This window comes from Olsenella sp. An293, assembly GCF_002159495.1.
Taxonomy (GTDB): domain Bacteria; phylum Actinomycetota; class Coriobacteriia; order Coriobacteriales; family Atopobiaceae; genus Thermophilibacter.
The window spans coordinates 127,630-146,881 of record NZ_NFIT01000003.1; the positions used below are offsets into that span (position 1 = coordinate 127,630).

Annotated in this window: 16 protein-coding genes and 3 tRNA genes; 3 read left to right on the plus strand and 16 right to left on the minus strand. The window is 62.3% G+C overall.

Annotated features, from left to right (window positions below; translation table 11 throughout):
- Positions 1–378, plus strand: coding sequence for a hypothetical protein (locus B5F85_RS02750; protein WP_087314180.1), 378 nt, complete (start codon positions 1–3; stop codon positions 376–378).
- On the opposite strand, the gene B5F85_RS02755 is transcribed toward B5F85_RS02750, so the two are convergent.
- The 11 genes from B5F85_RS02755 to B5F85_RS02805 form a co-directional block, all read right to left on the minus strand.
- Positions 375–1,850, minus strand: a complete 1,476-nt coding sequence (locus tag B5F85_RS02755) for an LlaJI family restriction endonuclease (RefSeq protein WP_239386616.1) — start codon at positions 1,848–1,850, stop codon at positions 375–377. The genes B5F85_RS02750 and B5F85_RS02755 overlap by 4 nt on opposite strands.
- 4 nt (positions 1,851–1,854) lie before the next feature.
- Positions 1,855–3,762 carry an AAA family ATPase gene (locus tag B5F85_RS02760; RefSeq protein ID WP_239386618.1) on the minus strand — a complete coding sequence of 636 codons (1,908 nt, stop codon included), beginning with the start codon at positions 3,760–3,762 and terminating at the stop codon, positions 1,855–1,857.
- Positions 3,763–3,776: 14 nt separating this feature from the next.
- A complete protein-coding gene (locus B5F85_RS02765) occupies positions 3,777–4,664 on the minus strand; it encodes a DNA cytosine methyltransferase (RefSeq protein ID WP_087314184.1) in 888 nt (295 codons plus the stop codon).
- Entirely contained in the window at positions 4,651–5,586 is a 936-nt protein-coding gene (locus tag B5F85_RS02770) for a DNA cytosine methyltransferase (RefSeq protein WP_087314186.1), read from the minus strand. Before B5F85_RS02770 ends, B5F85_RS02765 begins: the two co-directional genes overlap by 14 nt.
- A 914-nt stretch (positions 5,587–6,500) precedes the next feature.
- Complete coding sequence (locus tag B5F85_RS02775; protein WP_239386620.1) at positions 6,501–7,988, minus strand: hypothetical protein; 1,488 nt, start codon at positions 7,986–7,988, stop codon at positions 6,501–6,503.
- 281 nt (positions 7,989–8,269) lie between these two features.
- Positions 8,270–9,547 (minus strand): phage terminase large subunit, encoded by a 1,278-nt coding sequence (locus B5F85_RS02780; RefSeq protein ID WP_087314188.1) that lies wholly within the window; start codon positions 9,545–9,547, stop codon positions 8,270–8,272.
- Positions 9,540–9,947, minus strand: a complete 408-nt coding sequence (locus B5F85_RS02785; protein ID WP_087314190.1) for a transposase — start codon at positions 9,945–9,947, stop codon at positions 9,540–9,542. The genes B5F85_RS02780 and B5F85_RS02785 overlap by 8 nt, the downstream gene beginning before the upstream one ends.
- Before the next feature lie 182 nt (positions 9,948–10,129).
- A complete protein-coding gene (locus B5F85_RS02790) occupies positions 10,130–10,474 on the minus strand; it encodes a hypothetical protein (protein WP_239378276.1) in 345 nt (114 codons plus the stop codon).
- Between the two features lie 288 nt (positions 10,475–10,762).
- Entirely contained in the window at positions 10,763–12,934 is a 2,172-nt protein-coding gene (locus B5F85_RS02795; protein WP_087314194.1) for a VapE domain-containing protein, read from the minus strand.
- The gene (locus B5F85_RS02800) at positions 12,931–13,179 is read right to left on the minus strand and encodes a helix-turn-helix domain-containing protein (RefSeq protein WP_087314196.1); all 249 of its coding nucleotides are present in this window, start codon (positions 13,177–13,179) and stop codon (positions 12,931–12,933) included. Before B5F85_RS02800 ends, B5F85_RS02795 begins: the two co-directional genes overlap by 4 nt.
- A 2-nt stretch (positions 13,180–13,181) precedes the next feature.
- A complete protein-coding gene (locus B5F85_RS02805) occupies positions 13,182–13,391 on the minus strand; it encodes a helix-turn-helix transcriptional regulator (RefSeq protein ID WP_087314198.1) in 210 nt (69 codons plus the stop codon).
- A gap of 93 nt (positions 13,392–13,484) precedes the next feature.
- Here B5F85_RS02805 and B5F85_RS10520 point away from each other — a divergent pair, with 93 nt between their 5' ends.
- On the plus strand, positions 13,485–14,567 hold the full coding sequence (locus tag B5F85_RS10520) for a hypothetical protein (RefSeq protein WP_143786119.1): 1,083 nt from the start codon (positions 13,485–13,487) through the stop codon (positions 14,565–14,567).
- A gap of 61 nt (positions 14,568–14,628) precedes the next feature.
- Positions 14,629–15,939, plus strand: coding sequence for a site-specific integrase (locus B5F85_RS02810; protein WP_087314200.1), 1,311 nt, complete (start codon positions 14,629–14,631; stop codon positions 15,937–15,939).
- Positions 15,940–16,063: 124 nt separating this feature from the next.
- On the opposite strand, the gene B5F85_RS02815 is transcribed toward B5F85_RS02810, so the two are convergent.
- The 5 genes from B5F85_RS02815 to sdaAA all read right to left on the minus strand — a co-directional run bounded on the left by B5F85_RS02815 (position 16,064) and on the right by sdaAA (position 19,135).
- Positions 16,064–16,140: transfer RNA gene (locus tag B5F85_RS02815), tRNA-Glu, on the minus strand.
- A gap of 3 nt (positions 16,141–16,143) precedes the next feature.
- Positions 16,144–16,220: transfer RNA gene (locus B5F85_RS02820), tRNA-Glu, on the minus strand.
- A gap of 24 nt (positions 16,221–16,244) precedes the next feature.
- Positions 16,245–16,318, minus strand: a tRNA-Gln gene (locus B5F85_RS02825).
- A 104-nt stretch (positions 16,319–16,422) separates the two neighbouring features.
- A complete protein-coding gene (locus tag B5F85_RS02830; RefSeq protein WP_087314202.1) occupies positions 16,423–17,301 on the minus strand; it encodes an MBL fold metallo-hydrolase in 879 nt (292 codons plus the stop codon).
- A 235-nt stretch (positions 17,302–17,536) separates the two neighbouring features.
- Positions 17,537–19,135, minus strand: a complete 1,599-nt coding sequence (sdaAA, locus tag B5F85_RS02835) for an L-serine ammonia-lyase, iron-sulfur-dependent, subunit alpha (protein WP_087314204.1) — start codon at positions 19,133–19,135, stop codon at positions 17,537–17,539.
- Positions 19,136–19,252: the final 117 nt, after the last annotated feature.

The following is a 19,252-nucleotide window of genomic DNA, read 5'->3' on the forward strand; positions in this document are numbered from 1 at the left end:
ATGCAACCCCACCGCGTAGCCATAGCCGACCTCGAAGACCGCCCCGAGTGCGTCCACCGCGCCTACCTCGACCCCGCCGAGGAGTGGAACGGATGGGCGTGCCCCTACTTCGAGCGCGCCGAGGTCGAGCGCATGGCTGCGTGGCTGCCCGAGTTCGACGATTCGCTCGTCTACGACGAGGAGTCAGACGCCTTCAGCACCACCTACGATCCCGACCTCACCGAGACCTTCCCCGGCACAGACATCGACGGACGGCACCTGTACCCCATAGGAGCCGGCTCATGGACGTGGGTCATAGTTGACGAGAACAGCGAGGAAACCACCGCAGACGCATCGGCTGATGCGGCCACCAAAACCGACAGGCACGCCCCCGCCTAGCCAATCACCTCAGCAAGGCGCGCGGCGTCCAACTCCCGCCCGCCCACATAGGCGTCGAACACTGACTCCGCCGGCAGCGCGTACAGCTCCACCTCGTTCGAGAACGGTGACTCCTCGGCAGCGATCACGCCGGGAAAGCGCACGCGCCCCAGATGCTCAACGGCGTCACCGCACGACGGCACGAGAAACGCGTTCACCACCCTGGAGAACCCGTGCGCGAGCATAAAGTTGCGGTACGCGGCCTGATACAGGAACTGCTTGGTCACCGACTCCACGCCCGGCACGCCGCCAACACGCTCGCCCAGCAGCGGCGTGTAGTACTTGGCGTCGAGGATGGCGAACGTCCCGCCCCCGGCGGCGGCGCGCCCGCCGGCACCTCGCACCGTCACGATGTCCGGGATCAGCGTCGCAACCTCGCCGCACGCCCGCTCCTCGCCGGCGCCTAATGCAGCCCACTCCGGTCTCGGGATGACATCGATAAGCCGCTTTTCCGCCATCCCCGCGAACGGCGGAGCCAGCTCAATCCCCAGCTCCCCCAGTCGAACGGCCAGCACGTCACCGAACGCGACCTTGCACGCCGTCTCCCACACGTGATGGAAGCTTGACGTCCCCAGGCACAGAGGCGCGTCCGACGTCGCAGACATGCCCTCGTCGCGCACATAGCGCACGAGGAGGTCGATTACGTCCTGCTTCCACGTGACGAACTGCACCGCCCGCTCGCACTCCAGCCGGTACGCCACGAAGTCGGCGTCCCCAAAGTCCGCCACGGAGGAATCGCTCAGCCACACCTCGTCGAGCGCCAGCAGCTGAGCCAGCCCGCTCTCCTGCATGAAGCGCGAGCACTCCGTAAGCACCGCGCGGTGCAGTCGCGTTACGAAGTCAGAGGCGTCGGCGTCAGTCTCCACGGTCTTGTAGTCAAAGTAGATGGGACGCCCATCCCGCACGAAGGGAAGGTTCGCCGCGATGGTGCGCTCCCAGCTGATGTTGCCCGACCCGTTGTCCGCAATGGTGCGCACGTAGTTAGAGTAGACGCCATACTCGTCATACATCTCGAGCAGCGAGAGCATGAGCGCCAGGCGGTCGTTCGCCCCCATGCCCTCCTCAGTCGCGGCGGCAATGCTGGCGTAGCTTCCACCGCTCTTGCGAAGCACCCTGAACACCTGACTCATAGCTGCGCACGTGGCGTCATCGGGGCGCTTCGGGTCAATCTCGGGCAGATACTTCGGGTACACGACAATGCAGACGCTCTCCACTAGGGCAAGGCCCACGTAGACGAACTGATAGGTCCCGCGCGGCGCGCTCCCTCCAAGCGGATCGTACTCTTTCGGCTCGTCACCCGTCCTCAACCGAAGCACGCCGTGCGCGCACAGAAGGGCGATGTAGCGGTCAGCGTCATCCAGCCCGATGCCGAGCGTCCGCGCGAGACTCACTGGCGAGTGGAACGAACGCTCGCGAATGTAGACCGTACGCATAGCGCTACTCCGCACCGTCGGCAACCGGCTCCTCCGCAGCGCCCGCAACCTCGCCAGACTCAAGCAACTCAGTATCGCTCACATTGGCCGGCGAGAAGGACGGCAACTCGCGCATACCCCTGAACGCCAGCTCTCCAAAACTCTCGAAGTCCTCGCAAACATCCGAGTACGTCGCACGGCCTTCGTGAGAGAACACCTTCGAAGCCTTGGTTTTGGCGGCATCCTCGAAGAGGTAGAGCAGCACCTTGTCCTTGAAAATCTGAGTGAAGCCGTCGGGATCAGCGAGCCTCGCGGGCGAGATGAAGAACGGCCCGAGCAGCTTGTCCTCGTTCACGCCCGCATTGAGCAGCACCTGGTTGATGCCACGCCTCAAAGCGTCCCAGCTCACCATGCGCGCGGGCGTCCCGACCGGCACGGCGTAGCCGGCGATCTTGTCCGAGCCCTTGTCTATGCCCATGTAGCGGAAGTCCCAGCGACGCTTGAAAGCGGTGTCCATCGGGAAGACGCCCTGATCCGCGCTGTTCATGGTTGCCCAGATGAACATGTTGGGCGGCAACGACAGCCGCTCCGCCTCGTCCCTGAGACGCAGCTGTTCGGAGAGTAACCGCTCCGGGTCTTGGATATACGCAGTCGTGGCGTACTCCGGTAGGAACACGCGCAGGTACTCGCGCATCTCGCGCGGCGCAGCAATCTCGTACTCGCTGCGACCGTCGGAGTCGCGGTCAAGCAGCTGGAACACGTCACCGAACGCGGCCGCCGGGTTCGCGCGATTGATCTCCTCAACGACAAGCAAGTAGTTCGTGCCGGGGTTCTGCACCGCAGCGATGTATGTCTCCAGGAACGGCCCCGGAACGAAACCGTAGCTGATCTCGCTCTGGGTGCTCTCGGTTCCATCTTCATCGGTCACCGTGCGCATCGTCGTGACCGGCTTGTAGCAGCCCACGAACTGAGCGTAGGTGTAGTCGGGGTGGAAGGTGACGCGCCTGACGTTCCTCTTGTCGAAATACTTCTCCGCCTGCCGTGCGAGCCGGTACGACTTGCCCGTACCAGGAGCCCCAAAGAAGATGAGGTTGCGAGGCTCGGGGACACTTGCGCTCAAAACAGGCTCGACATGGGAGATGCCTTGCTCTTCTGGCCTAGCATCAACTAGCTTCTGCAACGCAGCGAGCGGATCATCTCCAGCCTGATACTGAACGTCCTGAGAGGACTCAAGGTAGTCAACGATTACCCTGCGCATAGCGCTGGCAACATTGTGCTCGAAGCGAGCGCGCCCCTCAAATACGTCTGAATAGTATTTCAGCGCTGCCGGCACACCTCCGGCAGCAATATCCATTCCCTTGCGACATATGGCAAGAATCGCGGCAAGGCGCTCGTCGAAATCGAACGCCATCGCCGCAGAGAACTGACCGGGGTTATCTTTATTTGCAGTGGCGAACACAAATCGCGTAGGCCTGAGAACAAACGTGTCGGAGCTGGAATCGGCCACCGTAACGCTGATTGCGTCAATCCAGTACGCCTTGTCAGAAAGGCCTTTTTCATCCAGTTCAGACGCCTTGCCAACCTGGCTTACATCGGGCAGGAGAAACAGGACGGCGAATAGATTTCCGATATTCGGCCTTACTCCAGAACTATCCTGAACATTGATTCTGACCTTTCCGCCAACCTCTCGAACGGGATAACGCTCATCGATGCAAATCGTTCGACTGGTCCCTCGTATCAGCACCTCAAAGCTGATGGAGTGGTCCACGATATCGCGAGCCCGCACCCGTGAGCCGTCCGCAGCGAATCCTACGCCCGCAAGCTCGAATTGCCCGGCCCCACTCGTCGTCCTTCCGCGAACGCTGAGAGCACTTTGATCAAGCGCATCATCGTCTATCGGATAGCTGAGGTTCCACATTTCTCGGAAGGACATCGCATTCACCACTCTTAACTACTCGCGTAATCCCTTATGCACCCAGCAACGTACTCTGCAAGTTTAACCGGGACAGCATTGCCTATTGCCTGCTCGATGTCAGTCTTAGACCCAGTGAAGACAAAAGACTCCGGAAACGTCTGCAGATAGCTTCGCTCCTTGTACGTCAGAGCCCTTACGCCATCGGAAATATCCGCCTTGTCGGCAGGATGTCTCTTGTACGAAGGCGGGATGGGCCTGTTTGTACCACGGACAGTAACTGCCGGCTCATCTATCGAGAATACTCCACGGCGATTGAAGTTACGTGGATGAAGATAGTAGTACTGGGTTCCCAGGCTATCACCAAGGTAATCCCTCACCGTCATCTGCTTTTTTGCAAGCCGCGAATCGAGAAGCTCTCCGAGGAAGTCATCCTGATCGCCAAGGTGTCCGATAAGGAAAAAGCGCCTACGGATCTGCGGGACACCACAGAGACTCGCATTCAAAACGCGCTTAGTCAGCCCGTACCCTGCATCTTTGAATATGGCGAGCGCCTCGGGTAGAACATCCATGCGCTCGATGTTGTAAACGTTCTCCATCACGAACCACTCGGGCTTGATCTCGGCGATTATTTTCGCGTATCGAACAGTAAGATTAGCCCGCTCGCCCCTGTTTCGTGCACCTGCTATAGAGAAATCCTGGCAGGGCGGACCACCGATGATGATATCCGGCTTGTACCCAGCGATATTATCGAGCGTTTCATCCTTGTAGAGATCCGCCTCGAATATAGGGTGATCAAAGTTCTCCCGATAGATGTTGACGGCAGCTTCCCATCGGTCGTAGGCAGCGACGATATCAAAGCCGGCGTTTTGGAACCCCAGGGAGAGCCCGCCGCATCCAGCAAACAAATCAACGCATCTCATGCGGGGCACCTCCCAGGTATTTGATAATCGCGCGCGCGACATACTCAGCCATCTTTACGGGCACGGCGTTGCCGACCATCTGATTGACGTCGGTCTTCGAGCCAAAGAATTCGAAGCTTTCGGGGAACGTTTGAAGAAGGCTTCGTTCTTTTGGAGTCAGACAGCGCGCCTCGCTCAATGGCGCAGCGTCATTCGGATGCAGCTTGTAGTTGGGAGGAATCGGCCTATCGACACCCCGAACGGTCATAGCGGGCTCATCTATGCTGAAGATTGCCCGACGATCGTAGCTGCGAGGAATACGGAAGTAATATTCGGTTCCCAGGCTGTCACCAAGGTAGTCGCGAATTGTCATCTGGCGGCCAGAAAGCCCCTCGTCGAGAGCCGCACCCAGAAAGTCATCCTCAGCCCCAAGGCACCCAACCAGGATGAACCGCTTTCTTGCCTGCGGAACGCCGCAGCGGCTTGCATCAAGTACGCGCCCAGTGAGGCCATAGCCGCACTCTTTCAGAATGCCGCGAATCTGATTCATCGCCTTGCTCATGCGTACGCGAGGAACGTTCTCCATAACGATGATGCGAGGCAGACACTGTGCAATAATCTCGCCATACCTGACCGTTAGGACAGCCCTGCCCCCATCCTCGGAACGCTTTCCGGCCTGCGAGAAATCCTGGCAAGGTGGTCCACCGATAATGGCATCCGGTTCTAGGGAGGCAATTTCCCTCACAACCGACTCCTCGCTCAGGTCTCTCTGATAAACGGGATGAGAGAAGTTCTTGCGATACACCTCGACAGCTGGTGTCCAGTTGTCGAAGGCGGCAAGCACCTCGAACCCAGCGTTCTCGAAGCCGAGGGACATGCCACCGCAGCCAGAGAAGAGGTCCACAGCAGTGATGCTTTTGCTCTGTACCTGATTCGCAGACACGCGCCGACCTGCCCTTTCTGCCCGATGCTGTTGCACCGTCCGTTGTAATGCCTTTCCTTGCAAGCAGAAGATTTTACCATGCGCCACGCGTGGCCCGAGGCACGTCAATCCACCAACGCGCAATCTCCCGTATCAGTAACAGCCCATCAAACAATGGCTAAAGCATCGACTTTGGAGCCTAGAAAAACGAGAAGAACGAGAGCTCGCGACGCCAGCTAACACCAGTCTTCGTCATTCCGACCACATCCCACACATTGCAGAAAGCACAACGACCCAGCATGTCAACCGTTGGACGCTTTCCCGCCGCCAGTCCTGGCCGCCTGCCCGGCCGCGTGCTACGTTGACGATGATCGACCGCATCCCGGCCGCCCGCGCTCCGGGTGCGCTGCCGGGCCGTTCGCGCCACGCGTCAGCCATGGCGCGTGTAAGTCAACCAGGACGCCCTTGGGCGCATACCGCACGCGTCTTCACCGCGGCTCCGGCAGCCCGCTGCGCGGTCTGCCTCCGCATGTTCGGGTTCAGCCACGCACGGTATGCGCCCAAGGCCTAATGCAAGGATAACTGGCGCCATGTCAGCCGCGTGCCGCGCCCGTCCAGCGGCGCGCACCCTGCGCACGGCCGTCCGGTCTGCTGCCGCATGCGGGTTGTCCGCACGCAACCGGTCAGCCGTCCAGGGCGGGCGGCGTACCTACTCGCGAGACCACCGGCCCGCGCGCGCAACGGCTCCGAGAGTCTCACGCATGCCCGTCATCCGCGCAAGCGCGGATCGGCTCCGACTGCCCGCAAGCGCCGCTCAGAAGGCCAAGGACGCCCGCACAGCAGCGCCACGGCGTCCAGGCCGGCAAGCACGCCACCGACCCATACGAAGCCGTACGAGCCTGCATGACGGCGCTCCACTGCCACGACGCCCATCGCTATTCGTCCAAGGCCGCACCCGCCGAGTTCGCCCCGAAGGCACGGGGACGGCCGACGCCAGAACCGCCCGTGTCCGCGAGACTCCTCGCGGTCTCCTCATCTTCGCCGTACCACTTGGCGCGGTACTCCCACGCGTTCATGAGGCCCGAGGCCACCTCCGCCATGTCCTGTCGCTTCTCGGCACTCGTGTCCGTGATGATGCTGTCATCAAACGTGACGCGCACCTCGCCCTCATCAGGGAGCCCCACGCCGAGCGAGCGCGACGCCGCCATAACGGCCCTGCAGATGCCCGCGATCGCACCCTCCAACGCGTGCTCGTGCCTGCGGATGTTACGCATGAGCGCCGAGTTGTCAGCCGAGACCTCCGTGGCGGTCTTCACGTATCCGGCGCCGTCGAAGTCGAAGTACCCCAGGCCAAAGCCCGTCAGGTCACCGAGCATTTGCAGCGCACACCTGAACGCCCTCACCTGCGCGTCGGTCCGAAGCGCCGGCGCAAACTCCTGAATCGTGTCCTCCGTGCTCATGACCTTCCTGAACACGGTGCAGTCCTGCCGCCCGAACGGTATCGAGACCTTCCTACTCTTACCGTCCGTCTCCTGGTCGAACATCACGTCACTGAGGAACACACGCATCTTGCCATTGTCCACCTCGGAGATCATCGCGTCGAAGGCGAGGTCCACCGCCTGGATCGCGTCCACCGCATCCGCGAACACGCTCTGCCCGTACGGGCTCATGTCCACGCGCGTATTGTCCACGGCCGGCTTCACGATGGCGAAGGTGGGATAGGGAGAGCCCGTCTCGTACACGGGGCACACGCCCGCAGGCGCGACCTCGTTGCCGTGCTCGTCAAAGCACACCGTGACGATCCGATAACCGCCCCTCCCCACGCTCTCATTAGGCGAGAAGGACAAAGCGGCCGAGAAGTCCGTCCCAGCACCCTTGAGGTGCATCTGCAGCTGGTCGACCGCGCGCCCCCGCCAGAACGCCCGCGTGACGAACGCGCACTCCGTCACGCCCTCCTCGTCCCACGTGAGCGGTATCACCATGCGTGCGTCGTAGTGCCTAATGCGCACGCTCCCCGCATCCGCGTCCACCCAGAGCGCCCACGCGCCCGTCCCCATGCCAAATGCCTTGACCACGGTTGCCTGTGCCGCCGCCATGAAGCCGCTTTGGGCGAGAAACCCCTCGAGCCAGTCCGTGCACTCCTGCGTCCCGCACACCACCTGCGTCTTGTCGTTCAGCAGCAGCGACCCCCACTCCCGGCACACCCGCATTGCCGGATGAATCGAGCGCCTGTGCACCTCGTACATGCGCCCAACGCCGTCGGTGTCCTTGTAGTCGTAGAACGAGCCACACGCCTGCATCCACTCGTGCCACGCGCGTATGTGCGGCTCCATCGCCTCGAGCGGCAGCGCGAACCCGAGCGCCCGCAGGTACTCCCGCACGTGCTCGGGCACCCAGTACTCCTCCTCGTACGTCTGTGCCATCTACATCGCCCTCCATCGCCCGCATCCAACCGGCTCTCCTGGCAGCCCGTCCAGCCTTCGTTCCTTTTCATTCGCTTGGCGAGAAGAACGCGCTACTTCCGTCACACGCTTCCGCACAGCCCCTTCATGCCCCTCAGGCTTTAGCTTTTGATGCCGAGAATCCCGCCCGCCCATCAACGGCACATCGCATCGTCCGTCCTCCCCGCGTTTAAACTGGCGAGAAGAACGTCCGCTACCTCGCGTTTTCAGTTGGCAGCTGAATATGCCGAGAAGCACGTCCCTCACCCTCTCAGCACGTCATCCATCATCGCGTAGCGAACTGCGTCGATGGAGTGGTCATCACCGTCGGGAATCTCGTCAATCCAGCGCCCGTCGCGGTCGCGCAGGAACTCCTTGCAGGTGAACTCCTCGAACGTCCTCGGGCAACACGCGGGGTCGATGACGATCTCCCTCAGACCAGCAAGCCAGTCATAGGAGAGCCTCCGCATCCGCGCCTTCCTCGCAGGGTGTACGCGGATGCCGAGCTCGCGCCGCCAGGTTGCCATCTGCACCTTCGAGTCGGGAGTGTCGTCGCACCACACCATCTGGTCGTGGAAGTAGGGCTCCGCGCCCGGCTCGTCGGCATAGGTGAGCGCGTCCACCACGATGCGCCCCGTGTCGGCAGGCATCATTTTGTTTGCCGAGTGTTCCTCGAAGACCGTGAGTCTGCGCGCGTCCGGCTCCCAGCCGCAGCGCACGAAGCGCCACGGGTCGGGGAACCAACCCCAGTCCACGCCGTTGCGAATGCGCTCGAAACCTCGTACACGCTCGTCGGTCAGCCTCGCCTCCACGATGTTGTCGAAGACCGCTCCGCCCGTCCCGGTCACCTCGCCGAGGTATTCCCAGCGCCACGCGCGCTCGTTCTCCTCGCGCAGGTACTCCGCCTCCTCGACGAAGGGCGCGCCGAGCCATCCCGGGCGCGTCTCCACCACGTCGAGGTATGACGAGTGTCTGACGAGCGTGTCCGCCCGCCGCTTCCGCTCGATGCACTCAACGTTCACCCAGCTCCACATCGTCTTGGGCGGGTTGTAGGAGTAGAAGATCCAGAAGTCCTCACCACCGCGACGCAGCGAGTTGAGTATCGAGCGAACCGCCTCGATGCCGTCGAACTGGTCAAGCTCCTCGAACCACGTGATGGCGCAGTATCCGCGCGTGAACTTTACGCCCTTGAGCTTGAGTGGGTCATCCGCCCCGCGGAACACGATGCGCTGCCCCGTGGGCAGGTAGACGATCTCCATCGGAGAGAGCTTCGCCTTGAAGTACGCCGAGAGCCCCAGCGCCTCGATCGCCCAGAGCACCTGCTGGTACACCGAGTCGCGCAGCGTGTTGGAGAAGCGCCGCACCACACAGGCGTTCGCATAGGGAAAAGCCACAACGAGAAGAACGATGCACAGGCTGATGAAGCTCGACTTCGTGCTCCCTCGGCCTCCGTGCAACCAGTAGTGCGTATGCCCATGCGCCATGACGTCACCGAGCACGTCGTGGAAGCGCGGGATACAGAGGTCGGCGGCGCTAATCATCGACGTCCTCACCCTCATCGGCCCCCGGCTTCGCCGCGCCCACGGCCACGCCGAGCACGATCTGCGGGGCCGCCTCGGCGCGCTCGCCCTTGTCGCGGGTTGCCTGTGCATACTCGTCGGGGTACTTGCGCTCCAGGAGCCACGCGGCCGCCGTCCACTGGCCGTTTTTCTTGGTAGCCGCCTCGCGGATGGTGGTGAGCAGCGTCCGCTTGTAGTCAGCTTCTGCCTTTTTTAGCGACTCGCCTAACGCGCGATGCAGCCTCCCGCTCGGCTTGGAGAGCCAGCGGTACAGCGTTGCCTCGTGAATGCCCACCGCCCGGCAGATATCCTTGTTTGAGAGGCCATCGCCCTTGAGCGAGGCCATCTGCTGAATCAGCTCCTCGGTGAGCTTTGCCCTCATGCCGGGCACCTCCCTCCGTGACAAATTCACATTCGTACAGGCTCATTGTCCGGAGATGTCACAAAGAATGGAGGAGAGGGCCGCGCGCGGATGCGAGGCCTCGACAAGTCTCTGGCCACCCTCACGGTGGCGCTTCCTGAAGCTCGGTCGTAACCCCACACCCTACGTGAGATTGTGTCGCGTCACTCTCGCTCCCGCTTACCCTTGAGCCCAAATTTGCGCATGAGCCGCGAGTTCTGCTGCCGTAGCCGCGCATACTCCCGGCGCGCAGCCTCAATCTCCGGTCCCTCCTCGCACCCTTCGGCCTCGCGGCGCAGAATCTCGTTGAACGCCCTCTCCTCGGCAACGTGCGCTTCCTCCGTGCAGCGTGGGCACATCCCACTCTGGCGGTTCAGGCGTACCCCGACTGCTCCACACTGCGGGCACACCGAGAGCACTCTTAGACTCGCGTGAATCCGCGATGCCTGCATCTCGATGGCACGGACGCTCCGTTCCACGCCGTAGCGCCGGCGGATCTCCTCGCGCACGGCAGCGGCTCCCCGATGCCCCAGCTCGCGGATCACGTCATTCTGTCCAGTTGTCCACACGCTCACGCCGCATCATCGCCCACGAAAAACACCACTGCTGGAAAACTACTCGAGGTGTCCACAGTGTTCGCGCGTCTGACCAGCGAGAAAACACCTTGAACACCGGAGCTCGACAAACTCAGGATTACCCCTCGCACTCCTACAGGGCCTCTCTCCCCACCATCATCCCCGACACTCCACAATGAGGTGTTCAGGTGTTTAGGGTGTTCGTTTCCGCAGCCCAACACGTCAAACACCCGGCAAACGTCCCTGAACACCATTACGCTCAGTCTCAAGCTCTTCTGGGGTCTTGAGAACAAAAGCCCGCTGCGAGCCATAGCCTTCTACGATGCGATTGCTCGGGCAGCGCTTCCATTCGGGGAAGCAGCGAGTGATGATGTTTGAAACGCGCATGTTGTCCCCCTTCTTCACGCCCTCGCGGGGTATCTGGATGGCCTCGACAAGAATCTGCATCGTGCACACGGGCTCTCCCTGCTTTTTTCTCAACAGGTATCTTCCGACAAGCCCTATCCACGGATCCTCAGTGGTCGCACGCTCACGCATGGCATTAGCTTCGCTCTCTACCGACCTCGGAAGCACGAGGCCGCAGTTGGGATTCGCGCGATAGTCTGCGAGCACTTCTGCCCACACCTGCTGAACGTACTCAGCGAAGTCCGGCGCGAAGATGTCCCGAGCCGCCCTTCTTCCGCAACGAACCGGCATGAAGCGTCGGTTGCCCGTTGGGTCCTCCAGGTACTCGCCTAGGTTGGTTGTGCCCACGAGCACGCAACGCCTCGGCAGCTGCACCGGTCGCTTGGCATAGGGGACTCGATAGCTGTCGGTCTGACTCGTGATGAACGACTTCAGGGTCTCGACCTGCCTGCCCTTGAACGCTGCCAGCTCAGCAAGCTCCACAAACCAGCGCCCCTGAATAAGCTCCTGCGCCTCCTTGGTCCCGATGTTCTTCACATCGTCCACGAAGAGCTCGTCGCGCATCGCAAGCCGGCGCAGGAGGGTCGACTTGCCGATTCCCTGCGGTCCCTGCAGAACGACCATGTAGTCATACTTACAACCTGGCTGATACGCACGCGCGACAGCTGCTCTCAGCAGGAGCGCCGTCACCGCCCGAACGTATGGAGTGTCCTCCGCGCCCAGACACTCAACAAGCAGAAGATCCTTCCTGGGAGTCCCGTCCCACTTTGGCAGCGCATCGAGCATATCGGTAAGGGCGTCGAAGCTCCTGCCATCCGAAAAGATCGAGAAGGCCGCAAACACGTTCTTATCCGAGCGTACGAGCGATCTCCCATCAAACTTGTAGCGCTCCTGCATGCGCGCGAAGAGGTAGTCATCGTCAACCGGACGCCAGAGCTTTGTCTCTGCTGCCCATGGGAGCCCATCCTCAGCCACCACCTGCTGGCTCATACGCTCTAGACGCACCCCCTTAAGGCCGGGGTCTTCCTGCATCCACCAAGCGAGAGCCGGCACGGTAGGGGCATAGAAACCAACACAGTCTCCGTCCTTGTTGATCTTGGCTTCGAGATGGGGGTTGCTCCATATGCTCTCCCCGCTGATTGTCTTAACGCCTCCGTCATCGACGGAACCTCTCCATGACGTTCCAGGCGGATGACGATAGGCACTGTTAACCTTCTGGACGATGATCGAGTCCGGCAAGGACGGCACACAGTGGCTCTCGTTATATGCGCGGGCAGCCGCAAGCGCGACGTCCTTCGGCGTGCACTTCGAGTTCATCGAGCATGCAAAGCGGTAGATTGTCTCATCTCGCGCGCCCTCGTGAAGCTTCTCAGGCAGCCTGAATGGTGCTTTCCGCGCCTTCTCGCCCTCCGTGATTGCCATCGCTCCGTCAGTACCGGGGCGATGCTGCATCACAAAAGCAAGCACGTTCTCGTCTGCATCTGCTATCTCACACTCGTCGGGGCTCACATCCCAAAAGACCTCCCGTCCGTTGGGATGAATCGATCCGGGAAGCATGACATAGCCCTTCTCACCACGGAAGTCCACGTGCGAGTTCTCGTTCTTGTAGGAGTCTGGCGCTCCATCAGGGAATCGATAGTAGAGGTGGGTTCCGCCTCTGCCCGTCACCGCGCTCGCTGTATCTGGGAACTTACCGTGTTCCGTTTGCCATTCAGCAAGCTCCTCACGCCCGTCGAAGGACCCGTCCTCAGCTACGTCCAGGTCGATGACGCCAATGTTGCCGGAGACGGAACCACAGGCAACAGCAATATTGCTGTCAGGGTGAGCGGCGAACATCGCCTCGATGATAGCTGCATTGCTGGTCGCATCTTTGAAGCCATGCGAGCCCTTATGTGGCTCCTTCGCACAGGCAGCAAGCGTGAACACTGCAAATCCGTGATGGTCCGCGAGCTGGAGCGCCATCTGTCTGCGCTCGTCGTTTCCCGTCATGCGCCACCGCCCATCACATACTCAACGAATCGCGGCTTCGGCACGAACCACTGTCTGCCGCCCACCTGCACGGCGGGGATCTTGTGCTCTCGACAGAGCTTTCGCACGTACTCAACCGTGAACCCGGTCAGTTCCGAAATATGCGCGGGTGTCAGCAGGTCGGGGTATGCCGAGAAGATCTCAACAGATGACCCTGGAGCCGCTCCATCCGAACCGGACTGGCAAACTGGATGGTTACGCCCCATGGCTACGACGCCACCTTCTGGAGACGCTCCTTCGCCTCGAGTCGCTCGAACGCAGCGAGCATCTTCTTGACCTGCCCGGGATACGGGACGAGATGGCCGTTCTCAATCTGAGAGATCGTGGAGACGTGCAGCCCCGACTCCCGCCCAAAGGCGGACTTCGACAGGCCGAGTCTCTCCCGCCTTGCAGTGATCTGTTCCTTGGTCAACTCCATGATTCACCTTCCTTTTGGTGTTGACGTATGTCACCGTATACATCTATTATACGGGTGTCATTTCCCTTGATAAGAATGATTAAAGGGGTGTCAATGAACGCATTTACTGAGATAACACTTCATCGCCAGTGGATTGACTTTGATGAAGAGACCGGAACAAGACGCGGAGTTAAAACCCCTGATGAGGATGCCCTCAACGAGCTTATAAATGCTGATTCTCCGAGCAAGCTCAGGGAGTTCACCGCCCAATGGTTTCCATTCATGAGCTGGAGAAAAAGTTGGGAGCACCCTGATTTTGAAGATGAGCTAAAGGCGGTGTCCGACACGCGGGCGCTCATCCTATTGGTTCTCACCCTCAAGCGGCTCGTTGATGATGACGCATGCTCCAAGGAGAACTTTGAAAACCTTGGCGTTAGATTCGGGAGAGGTGGCACCGAGAACCACGAGAGCGCTGATCTCAACTTCCTGGCTTCTTCAAACACCCTATCCCGCGTCATTAGAGGTACCAACCACTGCGAAGCCGCAGAGAAGAGCCTCTACGCCGAGTTTAAAGACCATGGGTTAAGCGATGACGATCTCATCAAAATGGGGTACCTAGATTCAGATGGATCCTTCTTCTGTCCCCATGTCGCACTGTCCTTTGCCCCAGCCCACCAGATTCAAAAACAGAAGCTCTACCTCTTTAGCCAGCGAGAGATGGCTTCGTCCCTAGATCCGAGCAAGCGTTACCCTGTCATGTCCTTCTTTGGAGGCAATCTCAGAAAAGAGATTTCATATGGTCCCCAACGAGCACTCTTCTTTATAGACATGATTATCCGCCCGTGCATTCAGGGCCTTCGGATTCAAACACGAGACGGGATACTTGCACCACAAGCAGACACAAACTTCACCTCGTTCTGGCTCTGCCTTACAGAGACCTTCCGCGATTCTCGCGTAACGAGGTGCAAGGCGTGCGGGCTTCCCATCATCGTTACAAAAGAGCGTGGGTCGAAACGTCAGTATTGCAACGATACGTGCAAGCGGAAGTACAAACGAGCCCTCAGATTTGCCCATCTCGTAAACGAGGAGCACATGAATCTAAAGGAGGCATCCGCTGCAGCTGGCATAGCTGTTACAACCGCTGAACGAATGCTCAGTAGAAATGAAATCACCATCAATGCCCACCCCGCCCCATAGGGGCGTAATGGAATAGCAAAAGACCTGCTCACGACGCTCGCCAACCAAGGAGGTGAATGTAATGGCAAAAGGAGACGGAAGCATTACGGAGGTAAAGAAGCCCGACGGAACCAGCTACGCCCCCAAGCATTGGAAAGTCCGCATCGACCTCGGTACGAATCCTATCACCGGCAAGCGTGACGTGGTCTCGAGAAACATCAAGGGCACCAAGTCCGATGCCTGCAAGCTGCGCGACCAGCTCAAGGCAGATCTCGAGTGCGGCCTCTCGGCCAACGCCGACAAGATGACCTTCGCCGAGTTCGCGGAGCAGTGGCAGCAGGCTCGAGAGACTGCGGCAGAGATCAGCAAGACGCGCCTTCGCCGGGAGCGCACCATCGTCGAGGACATGTGCTCCTACATCGGCGGCATCAAGCTCCGCGACATCACCGCCCAGACCATCGAAGGGCTCTACATGAAGATGCGCTGGGACAAGACGGAGGAGAAGGGCAAGTGCAGCGGCACCACCATGAACATGATCCACAAGCTGCTCAAGCAGATCCTCTCCCGTGCCGTAGACTACGACCTCATCCTGCGCAACCCCGCCGAGAAGGTCAAGGCACCGCGCTGCGACACGCCGGACCGTCGCTCCCTCACCACCGCCGAGGCGCGGCGGCTGCTCGCAACCATCGATGAGGCGGAAAACGAGGCCTATGCGTCCCGTGACGCCATCGAGGAACGGCAGGAGAAGCGCGGTGACACCTCGGAGCGGAGCTACCTGCGAGGCCTGTCCAGCATCGGCAACGTCATGGCCGCACGCATCGGCCTCGCAACCGGTATGCGACGCGGAGAGGTCCTGGGCCTCACGTGGGGCCATATCAGCTTCGCACGGGGAACCATCCGCGTCACCCAGTCGGTCACGACCTACGGTGAGGTGAAGGAGCCCAAGACCGAGGCGGGGAAGCGCGTCATCGCCGTGGACGAGAAGACCATCGAGCACCTGAGGCGGTGGAAGCAGTTCCAGCGAGAAGAGCTCGCCATTCTGTCGCTCGAACAGACGAGGGACACACCCGTCTGCTGCAACGACAAAGGCGGCCTCATCGCCCCGACGAACTTCTCGCGCTGGTGGCGGTCCTTCACGAAGGCCCACGGTTTCGAGGGCCTGAAGTTCCATGAGCTCAGGCACACCCAGGCAACGCAGCTCGTCGCCGGCGGCATGGACATGAAGACCGTCCAGCACCGGCTCGGCCACGCCTCGGCAACCCTGACGATGAACCTCTACGCCCACGCGCTACCCGAGAACGACGCCCAGGCGGCTCAGCTCATCGGCAGCCTGTTCTCCGAAACGCCGAGCGAGCAGGCAAGGCAGGAAGGAGCTCTCAGGGTCGCGGTCTAAGGCGATTGCGCCCCGGATTGTGTCCCAGTCCCCGTTGTGTCCAGATTGTGTCCCACGAAGGAGGAGCGATGAGGCTTCAAAAGAAAACAGGCCAGAGGACGCATCCCCTGACCTGCGGTCTTGTTGGTAGCCCGTACCAGATTCGAACTGGTGATCTCCGCCTTGAGAGGGCGGCGTCCTGAACCGCTAGACGAACGGGCCATTTGGTAGCCCGTACCAGATTCGAACTGGTGATCTCCGCCTTGAGAGGGCGGCGTCCTGAACCGCTAGACGAACGGGCCACATATGCGATTGGAAGGGGCAAATGGCTGGGACTGAGAGAGTCGAACTCCCGTTGACGGAACCAGAATCCGCTGTCCTACCACTAGACGAAGTCCCAATTTGCCACTTCATGCGCCTCTCAGCGCGGGAAAACACTATACGGGAAAGACGTCGGCCGCGCAAGCGTCTTTTTTGGAGAACTTGTGCGTCGCCGCCCGAGCCCTACGCCTGCCGCCAGAGCAGCACGTTGTCCTCGAACTCGACCCCCACGCGCCCCGCGTCGCGCAGCCAGGAGAGGTACGAGCGCACGGTGCTGCCCACGAGCGCGTGCTGCTCGAAGGTCATCCGCAGGCCGTAGTCGGCAAAGACCCGCTGCAGGATGCCCTCGAAGGAGCGCGGCTCGGCGCACAGCCCCACGATCTTCTCGGCAACCTCGTGCACCGTGTCGATGTTGAGCTGCGCCAGCTCGGAGACGTCCTCCGTGGCGGGCGCGTGGGCGGGGACGAACATCCGGGCGGAGAGGCCCTTGACCATCTCCAGGGTCTCGAGGTAGGCGGCGACGTCATAGACAAAGCTCACCCGATACTTCTCGAGCGTCTCGGCGCTCGAGAGGCAGTCGGCGAGAAAGACGACGTCGTCCGCCGTGCGATACCCGACCATGTCGAAGAAGTGGCCCGGCAGCCCGATGGCCTCGAGGCCCTCGGGGAGCTCCTCGGCCGTCAGGGGCTCGGCGTCGCTTTCCTGTGCCAGGAGGAACTTGTGCCTGAGGTCGCGGCACGGGTAGCCGCCGTAGAGAAACGCGGGCTCCAGCTCGGGCCGACGCGTGAACGCGCACTCGACGCCCGGCGCAAAGACCCGGCACCCCGTCTGCGCCTGCAGGTAGCGGTTGCCGCCGATGTGGTCCGCGTTGGAGTGGGTGTTGTAGATCGCCGTCAGGCGCCATCCCCGCTCGTCCAGCAGCTTGCGCACCCTGCGGCCCGCGTCCTTGTCGTTGCCGCTGTCGATGAGGCACACGTCGGTCTCGTCGAGTCGCACCAGGCCGATCTTGGCGGGGCTCTCGATGTAGAAGGTTCGGTCGGTGACCTGGATCAGCTCGTACACGCGAGGCCTCCTTGGCGTCGATGCCCGCGCCTGAGGGGCGGGCGAGAAGTGCGGGCAAAATCGGGGGCTATGGGCATCGAGTGCGGGCTCGCTTTTGGCGGATCTTCTTGAGTGCGCGCATCCAGTGCGTTGTGGCCCGCACTGGATATGAAAAGCGAGAAGTGCGGGCTCGCTCCCGGCGTATAGCGAGAAGTGCGGGAGGGCCGATAAGAACGTGCCGCCCCGCACCGTCCCCCTACGCGCAGCCGGCGCAGCCCGCGCACGCCGCGCGCGCCGCGGGCGTGGCCGCGAGGCCGCCGCGGGCGGTCTCGCGCAGGCGCGACGGCAGGGCGTGACCGACCTCGGCCATCGCAGCGACGACCTGGTCGAAGGGCACGAGCCACTTCATACCCGAGAGGGCGAGCTGCGCCGCCGAGAAGGCCGCCGCCACGCCGATGGCGTTTCTCGCCTGGCAGGGGACCTCGACGAGGCCGCCCACCGGGTCGCAGACGAGCCCCAGCAGGTTGGAGATCGCGATCGAGCTCGCGCAGAGCGCCTGCTCCGGCGTGCCGCCGAGCAGCTCCACGAGCGCCGCGGCCGCCATCGCCGCCGCAGATCCCACCTCCGCCTGGCAGCCGCCCTCGGCGCCGGCGACGCAGGCGTGCGTCTGGATGTTGAGGCCCACCGCCGCGGCGCACCAGAGCGCCTCGGCGACGGCGTCGTCGCCTGCGCCCACGGCATCGGCGACGGCGAGCACGCAGCCGGGGACCACGCCGGCCGACCCCGCGGTGGGAGCTGCCACGATGACGCCCATCGCGGCCGAGCGCTCGAGCACCGCCATCGCGCGCGCGACGGCGTCGGTCTGCGCGGCGCCCATGAGTGCCTCCGCCCAGCGCCCGGAGCCCTCGCTCACGAGGCGCGCCTCCCCTCCGATGAAGCCGCCGAGCGAGCGCGCCGGCGCGCAGATGGGAGCGCTCGTCTCCTCGCGCATGACCTCGATGACGCGGCGCATGGACGCCTCGGCGCGCTCCTCGCCCGTGAGGCCGAGCTCGCGCAGACGCATGACGCCGCCGATGGAAAGCCCCCGCTCGGCGCAGGCCTCGAGCAGCTGGGCGCCGTCGTCGAAGAGCTCCGCCGCGGTGACGCCGGGGGCCACGGCAGAGCCCGGCACGGAGATGAAGGTCGCGAAGCTCACGTCGCGGATGCGGCGGATCATGGGCAGCACGGAGGCGTCTGGGGATCCGTCGGTCTCGAAGACCGAGTAGGCCTGGCCGCCCTGCTCGGTGCGGTAGGTGCGGCAGAAGGCGATGTTGACCTCGGCCATGGCCAGCAGGTGGGTGAGCGAGGCCAGGATGCCCGGGGCGTCGCGGTGCGCCACGAAGAGCGTCGCGTACGCCCCGGAGATGTCCACGCCCACGCCGTCGATGCGGCTGATGCGCATCTTGCCGCCGCCGAGGCTCTCGCCGCGCACCTGGCAGCGCTGGCCGCCGGCGCCCTCCATGTCGATGTCCACGGTGTTGGGGTGCACCGAGGAGTCGTCCCCGGCCTCGACGAACTCGAAGTCCAGGCCCGCCTCGCGCGCCAGGTCAAAGGCGTCGCGGATGCGCTCGTCGTCGGTGTCTAGGCCCAGCACGCCCGCCACGAGCGCCCGGTCGGTGCCGTGGCCGTGATAGGTGTGGGCGAAGGAGTTCCACAGCGTGAAGCGCACGCGCGCGATGCGCCCGCCCACGAGCGACGCCGCGACGCGCGCGCAGCGCAGGGCGCCGGCGGTGTGCGAGGAGGAGGGGCCCACCATGACGGGGCCCAGCACCTCAAAGGCTGAGGTGGTGGCAAGGGTCTGGGGCTTCGCTGCCATATGCGTCTCCCGTGACGGCGGGCCATTGTTCTCGACAGCTAGCTTAGCAGGGTGCGGGCTGGCTTGGGCCGCCCTTGCGGCACTGTTACCAATTGGGGAAGCCCCGCCCGCGCCGCC

Excerpts from the sequence above, each read along its gene's own strand:
- B5F85_RS02755 (WP_239386616.1), bottom strand. The coding sequence starts at position 1,850 with ATGCGTACGGTCTACATTCGCGAGCGTTCGTTCCACTCGCCAGTGAGT.
- B5F85_RS02750 (WP_087314180.1), top strand. The coding sequence starts at position 1 with ATGCAACCCCACCGCGTAGCCATAGCCGACCTCGAAGACCGCCCCGAG.
- B5F85_RS02800 (WP_087314196.1), bottom strand. The coding sequence starts at position 13,179 with ATGGGGCGTAACCATCCAGTTTGCCAGTCCGGTTCGGATGGAGCGGCT.
- B5F85_RS02765 (WP_087314184.1), bottom strand. The coding sequence starts at position 4,664 with ATGAGATGCGTTGATTTGTTTGCTGGATGCGGCGGGCTCTCCCTGGGG.
- B5F85_RS02775 (WP_239386620.1), bottom strand. The coding sequence starts at position 7,988 with ATGGCACAGACGTACGAGGAGGAGTACTGGGTGCCCGAGCACGTGCGG.
- B5F85_RS02805 (WP_087314198.1), bottom strand. The coding sequence starts at position 13,391 with ATGGAGTTGACCAAGGAACAGATCACTGCAAGGCGGGAGAGACTCGGC.
- B5F85_RS02795 (WP_087314194.1), bottom strand. The coding sequence starts at position 12,934 with ATGACGGGAAACGACGAGCGCAGACAGATGGCGCTCCAGCTCGCGGAC.
- sdaAA (WP_087314204.1), bottom strand. The coding sequence starts at position 19,135 with ATGGCAGCGAAGCCCCAGACCCTTGCCACCACCTCAGCCTTTGAGGTG.
- B5F85_RS10520 (WP_143786119.1), top strand. The coding sequence starts at position 13,485 with ATGAACGCATTTACTGAGATAACACTTCATCGCCAGTGGATTGACTTT.
- B5F85_RS02760 (WP_239386618.1), bottom strand. The coding sequence starts at position 3,762 with ATGTCCTTCCGAGAAATGTGGAACCTCAGCTATCCGATAGACGATGAT.
- B5F85_RS02810 (WP_087314200.1), top strand. The coding sequence starts at position 14,629 with ATGGCAAAAGGAGACGGAAGCATTACGGAGGTAAAGAAGCCCGACGGA.
- B5F85_RS02785 (WP_087314190.1), bottom strand. The coding sequence starts at position 9,947 with ATGAGGGCAAAGCTCACCGAGGAGCTGATTCAGCAGATGGCCTCGCTC.
- B5F85_RS02780 (WP_087314188.1), bottom strand. The coding sequence starts at position 9,547 with ATGATTAGCGCCGCCGACCTCTGTATCCCGCGCTTCCACGACGTGCTC.